Here is an 8,621-nt window from a genome sequence, read left to right as displayed (position 1 = left end):
CGCAGCCCCTCTGGCCATCTACTGTGTGGTCCTGACGGCCCTGACGGTTCCTCTGGTGCTGTTCTGTGCCCGGAAATTCGCCAAGGAAGAATGGTTCGAAAAAGCTTGCATGTGCTTCGGGGCGGCCACCGGCAACACCTCTACCGGGCTGGCTCTTGTCCGTTCCATCGACCCCAACTCGGAATCCCATGCTGGGGATAGCCACGGGATCTATGCGACTCTCATGTCCTGGAAGGATATCTTCGTAGGCCTGACCCCCATCTGGCTGAGCACCGGAGTCGGCCTGACCGCTGGTGTGGGCGCGGCCATCTTCGTGGTATTTATCGCTCTCGGGTTCATTTTCTTCAATACCCACAGAAAACTAGGATAAGTCCTTTACCCAATAAATATACGCAAAAAAGCGGTGAAAGATCGTCGAACTATCTTTCACCGGTTTTTTTGATATCTTTTAGGGCTTGCGGCTCTATCTCAAACTAGATGTCTCTGATCATTTGATGATCATCCACATATAGAACAGCATGCAGGCTCCGATTCCGTACATAGCTGCCGGTACCGTTTTGGCCTTTCCTGCGGCAATCTTCATGACCAGATAAGAAATGATGGAAAGAGCCATACCGTTTGCAATGTTGTAAGTCAGTACGGTCATGGCTACAGCAATGAAAGCGGGCAGGAATTCCGTCACATCGGTGTAATCAATGGCCCGCATGGAGGTGAGCATCTGGAAACCGATGATGGTCAGGACAGGACCGGTGGCAACGCCCGGTACCATCAGGGCAAGAGGAGTGAAAAGGAGCATAAGGGCAAACAGGACAGAGGTACTGATTGCCGTAAGACCGGTACGGCCGCCATCAGCGACCCCACTGGCCGATTCAAGATATGTGGTCATGACCGGCATGCAGAAGAAGCTGCCCAGTACAGTGGATGAAGAGTCCACCTTGAAGCATTTATCGATGCCATCCATATCCCCATGTTTATCCAACCAGCCTGCCTGGTTGGCAATCCCCAGGATAATGCCCATGGTCCCGAAAAAGTCCGGTACGAAGAAGGTCAGCAGCCAGGGAAAATATTCCGGTTTCAGCGCATCCATCACATTCAGCCGTCCGATCAACGGAACAATGCTCCCCGGAGCGTTAAAGAAGCTGGTGGGCAGTTTCGTGATTTGCAGAGGGATGCCGATCAGCGTAACGATGATGATGGAAAGCAGCATACTTCCCTTGATTTTACGGGCTTCAAAGATCAAAATCAAAAGGAAGCCGATCAAAAACATGAAGGCTTTGGCAGTATGGAGGTTGCCAAATACCAAGGTGTTTTTTGCCGAGGCAACAACGATTCCTCCTGATTTTAAGCCGATTAAGGAAATCCAGAGGCCAATGCCTCCGCTCAATGCAATTTTGACACTGGCAGGGATGGCCTTGGCAATAATTTCCCTCATCCCGGCAAAAGAAATGATGACAAAGATGACCCCTTCGATAAAGATGATGCCGAAAGCTGTTTCAACGGACATCCCAATAGAATCCAGGTTGCTGATGATGGCTACGGAACTCATGCCAGGAGCCAAGCAGAAAGGCCGATTGGTATAAACCGCCATGGCCCCGCTGCAGAGTACGACCATCAGGATCAGTGCAGTCAAAGCCCCGGATTTGTCGATACCAGACTTGCTGAGCATGTTAGGTACTACGGCCAGGACATAGGACATAGTTGCAAAGGTCGTCAGTCCAGCCAACAATTCGGTTTTTACATCTGTACCATTTTCTTTTAGATGAAAATGGCGTTCTGCAAAAGAAGCAAATGAACCGTTTCCTTGATTTTCCATCTTGACCCCATCCTTTCTTCCAACTTGCAAACCACTCCGATATGCAACAATCTCCTGTTTTGGCATCACCCCTTCAGAAAGACGGGAAAGATCCATGGAATCTCTCCTTTTATGAGTATTACTTCTTTTATTGGAATCGAAAATCCTTTAAAGTCAATCAAAAATATGAAAAGGGCTATCTATTATGATTAATATGTAAAATTTATTACTATATCATCATAAAGCCCAAGGCTTATCGCTATGACAAAAGACTGCCAGCAAATCCGGCAGTCTTTTACTCATCCATATCGATTTTTACTTATTTTGCAAACTGGCTTCTCTTCCGTCCCACTCCAGTCAGGATACTCAGAAGGAAAATCAACAGCAGGCCCCAGCAATGATACGTATAAGGGGCTATATCCAAAAAAGAGAAAGTATCGGAAACACCGGGCAATCCTGCACAAACCCCAGTAATGACCAACATGGGATTCCCATAAGGGATCAGCCCATTGGTCCCACAGGCTACCCCATCCAGAATATTGGCGCTCCGGCAGCCGTCAGCCTGTTCCTTATACCCATCCATCAGTTTCTTTACGAAAGGGCCAAAAAACAGAATGGTATTGGTGGAACTGTGAGTTGCAACGACGCCAAAGATGGAGGCAAAATAAGCAATCAGTTCTGCATCCCGGATCTTGCTGCATTTTTGCATCAGCCAACCGGCAAAAGCATCGAATCCCCCGCACATGACGGGAATCTGCAGCATCATCAGCATCAGGAAGGAAATGATGGCAACATTGGCCATGCTTGCCATCCCGGTAACGATCGGGCTTTTATCACTGAACATCTTGGCTGCAGGGATGACTCCCAACACCAAGCACAGAGTCACGGCCATGGCATTGGCCAGCAGCAGAGAAGAAACCAGTCCCCATCCCTTATGCATCAGATAAATCAGGACAACGGGAATGGCCAGGAATACCAGAGATTTGGCATACTGGGCATTATTGGCAAACTGGACGGCAGATCCAGAAATCATGGTCAGTCCACAATATACATAAAGGACGGCAGAAATACCGGCAGCCAGCAGCGAATAAGGCAGACGGCTCCGGACCACATCCCGGAGATTCGCTCCTTGGGTCTGGGAAGATGCAATCGTCGTATCAGAAATGGGAGCCAGGTTATCCCCAAAAATGGACCCGCTGATGATGGCCCCGCACATCAATCCCATGTTGATGCCCAGTTCTGCCCCAATGGGACACATCACAGCCGATACGGCCGTTACGGTTCCCGTCGAAGTCCCACAGGCTGTGGAAATCACTACGCAAACCAGGAACGCCACAAGAGGAAGAAGTGAAATAGGCGTATGTGTCTCGCCTACCGCCCACAGCAGTGCCTGGATCAGCCCGCAGCTTTTCAGCAGAGCCGAAAGCAGACCGGCCATAAAGAAAGCCATACAAATCGTCGTAACCATGGATTCCTTCAGGCCCTTCAGCATCTCATCCCCATAGCCGACTTTGTCTTTGGCCAGTACAAGTCCCAATACCAGAGAGACGAACAGTGCCACCATGATGCTTTTTGTCCCACCACCGCGGATCAGCAACATATACATGATACCTGCAATGGCCAGGACCAAACAGGACCAGGCCCCCAGATATCCACCGTAAAACTGGACCGGATATTTTTTCCCTTCACCCATACCGCTTTCCTCCCTTTTTATCCCTTATTATTCCATCGCTGCCAAGGCTTCTGCCAATCCTTTGACACCTTTTTCCAGGTTGTCCAGAGAATTGGAATAGGACAGCCGGATGGTCCCGGGGGCAAAGAAAGCATCGCCCGGTACCACGGCCACTCGTTTCGTATCCAGGAGGTATGGAGCAAATTCCAGTGCATCGTGGATGACCTTTCCGTTCCCTTTTTTTCCAAAATACCAGGAAATATCCACCAGATAATAGAACGCCCCCTGAGGTTCACTAAAGGAGATATGGGGAATCTGACCCAGCATCTCGCTCATCTGGATCCGTCTTTCATCAAAGGCCTTACGCATGGTTTCCACACTCTCCTGGGGTCCATTCAGTGCTTCCACGCCAGCTTTCTGCGTAATGGAAGTGATTCCTCCTGTAATATGGCTTTGGAGGCTTCTCAGCTTCTTGATGGCTTGGGCCGGTCCTGCTGCATACCCCAGTCTCCAGCCCGTCATGGCATAGGTCTTGGAACAGCCATTGATTATGATGGAACGGTTCCGCGCCTCTTCTGAAATGGCTGCCATGCAGATATGTTCCGCTCCTCCATACAGGAGTTTTTCATAGACTTCATCGGAAATGATCCAAAAATCATGAGCAGCGGCCAGTTCCACCAGTTCGGTCAGTTCCTTCCGGGTATAGACGACGCCAGTCGGGTTGTTAGGCGTATTGATGATGATGGCTTTAGTCCGGGGAGTGATGGCTTTCCGGATGGCTTCCATGTCCAGATGGTTCCGTTCAGGGCCATTTTTTTGGACAGGGACCTGTACCGGTACAGCATCGGCCAGTTTGACCATTTCCACATAGCAGACCCAGCAGGGGACCGGGATGATGACTTCATCTCCCTGGCCGGCCAGTGTCAGGACGGCCTCGTACAATGCCTGCTTGGCACCGGAAGTGGCACAGATTTCATCCGGTGTATATTCCACTCCATTATCCCGTTTGAACTTGTTGGCAATGGCTTCCCGCAAATCAAAGATTCCATTGACCGGGGTATAGCGAGTGAAATGCTCATCAATGGCTGCTTTCGCGGCTGCATTGATATTGTCCGGAGTATGGAAATCCGGCTCACCGATATTGAGGCGGACCACTTCGATTCCCTTCCGTTTCATATCAGCGATTTTGGCGTTTAACTCCGTAGTAAAAGCAGGTGACACGTTATTGGCTTTGGCACTAAACATCATGTTCCTCCTTATCGATTCTGTGTTTCTAATTCAAACAATAACTTTTATTCATTTATTATTGTTTAGAATGGAAGAAATATTATTACCACTATGCTTTTAAAAAGTTTATTTATATCTGTAGTATATTACGAATATTTTTATTCGTCAATTTTATATTGAAAATATTTTTAATCATATAGATTCAGTTTGACTTCTTGTAACATTTTAAGCAATATATTCCTATCTCCAACTCTGACGCCTCCACTAAAGCAAAACAGAGTGTAGGGAAATCTTTTCCATACACTCTGTCTATCATATATATTCTTTTGATACGAACTGGGTTGAAATCTTTTTTACTGATTCACCACAAACTTCAAGGGCTTTCCTTCTGCCATCGATTTCAAGTTTTCCACAATCATGGGGATGATGGAATCGCCGATATCGTTGGCCGTGCCGCCTACATGGGGTGTCACGATGATATGAGGGTCTTTCAGCAGGGGATTCTCTTTGGTGATGGGGCTTTCTTCCGTGCAGTCCAGGCCGGCGCCGGAAATCAGTCCGGCTTTCCGGGCGTCCACAATGGCTTCATCTTCCACAATGCCGCTGCGGGATGTGTTGATGATGATGGCCCCCGGTTTCACCGTTTTGATGTTCTCTTTGTTCAGCATATGGCGGGTGCTGTCTAGAAGGGGTACATGGAAGGAAATCACATCAGAAGTGGCCAATAAGGTTGCATAATCCACATATTCCAGGTTGAACTCTTTTTCCATTTCCGGTTTCATCCGGAACGGATCGTAATATTGGACCTGGGCCCCAAAAGCCTGGACTTTGCGGGCTACCTGCCGGCCGATGTTGCCACCGCCCACCAGGCCTACTACCTTGTGATTCAGGCTGCGGGATTGAGCGGTGAACATTTCCCGGCTCCAGACCCCATTGCGCAGTTCCAGTTCATGGCACAGGAGGCACCGGCCTACAGCCAGCATCAGCAGGACAGCCAGTTCACTGACAGCATAGGCGTTGGCTCCCGGAGTATTGCATACATCGATGCCCTGTGCCCGAGCCTGTTGCACATCCACTGCATCATAGCCCACGCCCCAGCGCATGATCATTTTCAGTTTGGGAGAAAAGCGCTGGATCACTTCTTTCGGCATCTTGATGATTCGCAGGATGATGGCATCCACATCGTTCTCTTTGGCGAATTCTTCTTCCGTAGTCACAGCGCGGATGGAAATATCCGTTCCGGCTACAGCCTGCTGGAGTTTTTCTAGGGTCCCTGCAGGGTAAGGTCCTGCCAGCAATACATCGAACATCTTATTTTGCCTCCTTCAGGTTGGCTGCTTCCTTGCGAATCAGCTCTTCGGACGGGTTCTTCCGGTCGATTTTCCCTACATGGACCATCAGCTGGTACAGGTTGACGCCCGTTTCTTTCGCCACCTGTTTGAACAGCTTGCCTTTGGAAGAATGGAGGCCGGTGATCCCCAGGACCAGATCGAAAGGCGGCAGTGGATTGTGGTAGTCATACCGTTCCTTCATCTGAGGTTCCAGCTCTTCTGCGATGTATTCCAGCAGGCCGTAGAGATCCACATGCTGGGCTTCCCCATACCGGTGCAGCAAGGCAATGCCCGCTTCGGTAGGCAGATTCCCAGCACTCCGGGCCATGCCCATCAGGCCTCCGTCCAGGATATCCACCCCAGCCCGATAAGCAGCCAGTGCGTTGGCAGCAGAAAGAGCCAGATTGTTGTGACAGTGGAAAGCAATGGGGATATTGACGGCCTTTTTCAACAGTTCTACCGTCTTTGCCACTTCTTCTGGCAGCATGCAGCCAGCGGAATCCATCACAGTAAATTCATCCAGACCAGCCGCTTCTAGCTTTTTGGCCGATTCAGCCAGTTCTTCCGGGGTGACCAGATAGGCTTTCATGGCGGAATAGAAGGCCTTCATGCCTCTTTTTTTGATAGCACGGATCGGTTCCAGGGCCAAATCCGGTTCATCGGCATCCACCCCGACCCGCAGGAAGGCCAGCCCTTTTTGAGCACCCAATTCCACATATTTTTCCCGATACCGTTTGGCATTCAGGAACATCCCCACTTTCCTGGAAGCCACATAGGGTTGGATCACTTCCAGGTATTTCTCATCGGTTTCCGCTTTGGTGAAGCCTGCCACTTCATAGGCGCCGATACCGCCGGCATTTCCCATTTCGATATAATCCACATTGGCGGCCAGCAGAGCTTTGACCATGCTGTCCGTAAGATCAGCGGGGAATCCTTTTCCCACCACATTGGCACCATCCCGTAACGTACAATCCATGATTTTCAACATTTTCGGCATCCTTCTTTCAACTCTATTTTCCATGCAGCAGATAAATTTTCTTTTTTCTGAAAATATGGTATCATGGAATCATTCAATTGAAAAACAGTATTTAAATCTATTTTTCACAGTCTTTTTATTGTAGTAGAGAGGAGAGACAGGAAATGAGCCTTTTGGGATTTGCCTATTTCGTCACAGTAGCCAAAGAAGGGAATATCTCCCGAGCTGCAGAAAAGCTGTACGTCAGCCAGCAGTCCCTCAGTGCTCATATCAAACGGCTGGAAGCTCAATATGGCGTTGCGCTGTTTGAACGCAAACCAGTACTGCGGCTGACTCCAGCTGGGAAGGCCATGCTGTTCTATGCCCAACAGATTCTCCAGGCAGAAGATCAAATGACGGCTCGGTTCACCGATCTGGTCAAAGACTACCATGGAGAACTGCGGTTCGGGATTTCCCGCCAGAGAGGGGAAGCATTCTTTACCCATATCTGGGAACGATATCACGAAAGATATCCTCATATTGAAGTCCTACTGAAGGAACAGAACAGCGAAGAACTACTGCATCGGCTCCGCACCCACCAGCTGGACCTCTGCATCGGCGTCAATGTTCCGGAAGACCGAGATCTCCAGATCGAGCCTTTGGTAGAAGAGCATCTCTGCTGTTCCCTCAGCCAGTCTCTCCTGATGCATTACCGGCCGGCAACGGGACGAGAAGATTTCCAGCGGTATGGACGGGAAGGCGTGGATCTGCTGGAACTGCAGGATCTGCCCTTCTTCCACCGGCCCCAGGAAAACCAGATACGGGTTGCGGTGGACCGTCTCTACGCCAGCCACGCCCTGTATCCTCACTGCATCTTAGAAACCAACAATCAGCGCTTGATGTTGTCCCTGGCCCAGTACGGGGTAGGCATCATCACGCCAATCTATCTCTATATCTGTTACGAAACTCAGTCCCTGGCTCTGGGGCTGCCCCAGATTGTCAAACTGACCAACGATATCATTTCCACCAAGATCAGCATCGTCACCTTAAAGGACCATCCCCTTCCGGACTATGCGGAAGCGATGAAAGTACTGATCCGGGACGAATTCCAGCGCTATAAAAACGTCTTGAATAGACTTTTTGATTTTGCACTGATTTCATAAAAAATTGTATCCATTCATTACTATACAACCCCAAAACAGACGGTCCTTTCGGATACCGCCTGTTTTGGGGTTGTGTGTCCCTATTAGAAGATTGGAAAATAGGCAATGGAATCAGCTCAACGAGCGTTTCGTATTGAAGAAGATGAACCCGATGGCTATGAATACTACGAAGATGGCCGCGCCCACACCGGCGGTCAGGCCGACTCCGGTACTCAGCCAGATGGGGGTCAGGCCTACGAAGATATCCTTCCAGGACATGAGAGTCGCATAGATCCCGTGGCTATCCCCAGCATGGGATTCGGAGTTGGGGTCGATGGAACGGACCAGGGCCAGCCCGGTAGAGGTGTTACCGGTTGCCGCCCCGAAGCACATGCAGGCTTTTTCGAACCATTCTTCCTTGGCGAATTTCCGGGCGCAGAACAGCACCAGGGGAACCGTCAGGGCCGTCAGGACCACACAGTAGATGGCCAGAGGGGCTGCA

At 49.9% G+C, this 8,621-nt stretch carries 6 protein-coding genes and 2 pseudogenes; 2 read left to right on the top strand and 6 right to left on the bottom strand.

Annotated features, from left to right (window positions below; all coding sequences use genetic code 11):
• Positions 1-370, top strand: a pseudogene (locus ACTUHY_RS12585) (sodium:glutamate symporter); the annotation flags it as partial.
• Between the two features lie 117 nt (positions 371-487).
• Here the strand turns inward: ACTUHY_RS12585 and ACTUHY_RS12580 are convergent.
• From ACTUHY_RS12580 to ACTUHY_RS12560, 5 genes are all read right to left on the bottom strand, one after another.
• The gene (locus ACTUHY_RS12580; RefSeq protein WP_442827972.1) at positions 488-1,813 is read right to left on the bottom strand and encodes an NCS2 family permease; all 1,326 of its coding nucleotides are present in this window, start codon (positions 1,811-1,813) and stop codon (positions 488-490) included.
• Positions 1,814-2,111: 298 nt separating this feature from the next.
• The gene (locus tag ACTUHY_RS12575; RefSeq protein WP_442827971.1) at positions 2,112-3,485 is read right to left on the bottom strand and encodes a Na+/H+ antiporter NhaC family protein; all 1,374 of its coding nucleotides are present in this window, start codon (positions 3,483-3,485) and stop codon (positions 2,112-2,114) included.
• 27 nt (positions 3,486-3,512) lie between these two features.
• A complete protein-coding gene (locus ACTUHY_RS12570; RefSeq protein WP_442827970.1) occupies positions 3,513-4,709 on the bottom strand; it encodes a pyridoxal phosphate-dependent aminotransferase in 1,197 nt (398 codons plus the stop codon).
• Positions 4,710-5,044: 335 nt separating this feature from the next.
• Positions 5,045-6,001, bottom strand: coding sequence for a 2-hydroxyacid dehydrogenase (locus ACTUHY_RS12565; RefSeq protein WP_442827969.1), 957 nt, complete (start codon positions 5,999-6,001; stop codon positions 5,045-5,047).
• Position 6,002: 1 nt separating this feature from the next.
• Positions 6,003-6,998 (bottom strand): beta/alpha barrel domain-containing protein, encoded by a 996-nt coding sequence (locus tag ACTUHY_RS12560; protein ID WP_442827968.1) that lies wholly within the window; start codon positions 6,996-6,998, stop codon positions 6,003-6,005.
• A 164-nt stretch (positions 6,999-7,162) separates the two neighbouring features.
• Between ACTUHY_RS12560 and ACTUHY_RS12555 the strand changes: the two genes are divergently transcribed.
• Positions 7,163-8,140, top strand: coding sequence for a LysR family transcriptional regulator (locus ACTUHY_RS12555; RefSeq protein WP_442827967.1), 978 nt, complete (start codon positions 7,163-7,165; stop codon positions 8,138-8,140).
• Positions 8,141-8,251: 111 nt separating this feature from the next.
• Here the strand turns inward: ACTUHY_RS12555 and ACTUHY_RS12550 are convergent.
• Positions 8,252-8,621 (bottom strand): annotated as a pseudogene (locus tag ACTUHY_RS12550) (sodium:glutamate symporter); the annotation flags it as partial.

The organism is Acidaminococcus nyctereutis (genome assembly GCF_052216985.1).
GTDB lineage: Bacteria > Bacillota > Negativicutes > Acidaminococcales > Acidaminococcaceae > Acidaminococcus > Acidaminococcus fermentans_A.
This window is presented reverse-complemented; position numbering and strand designations above follow the sequence as displayed.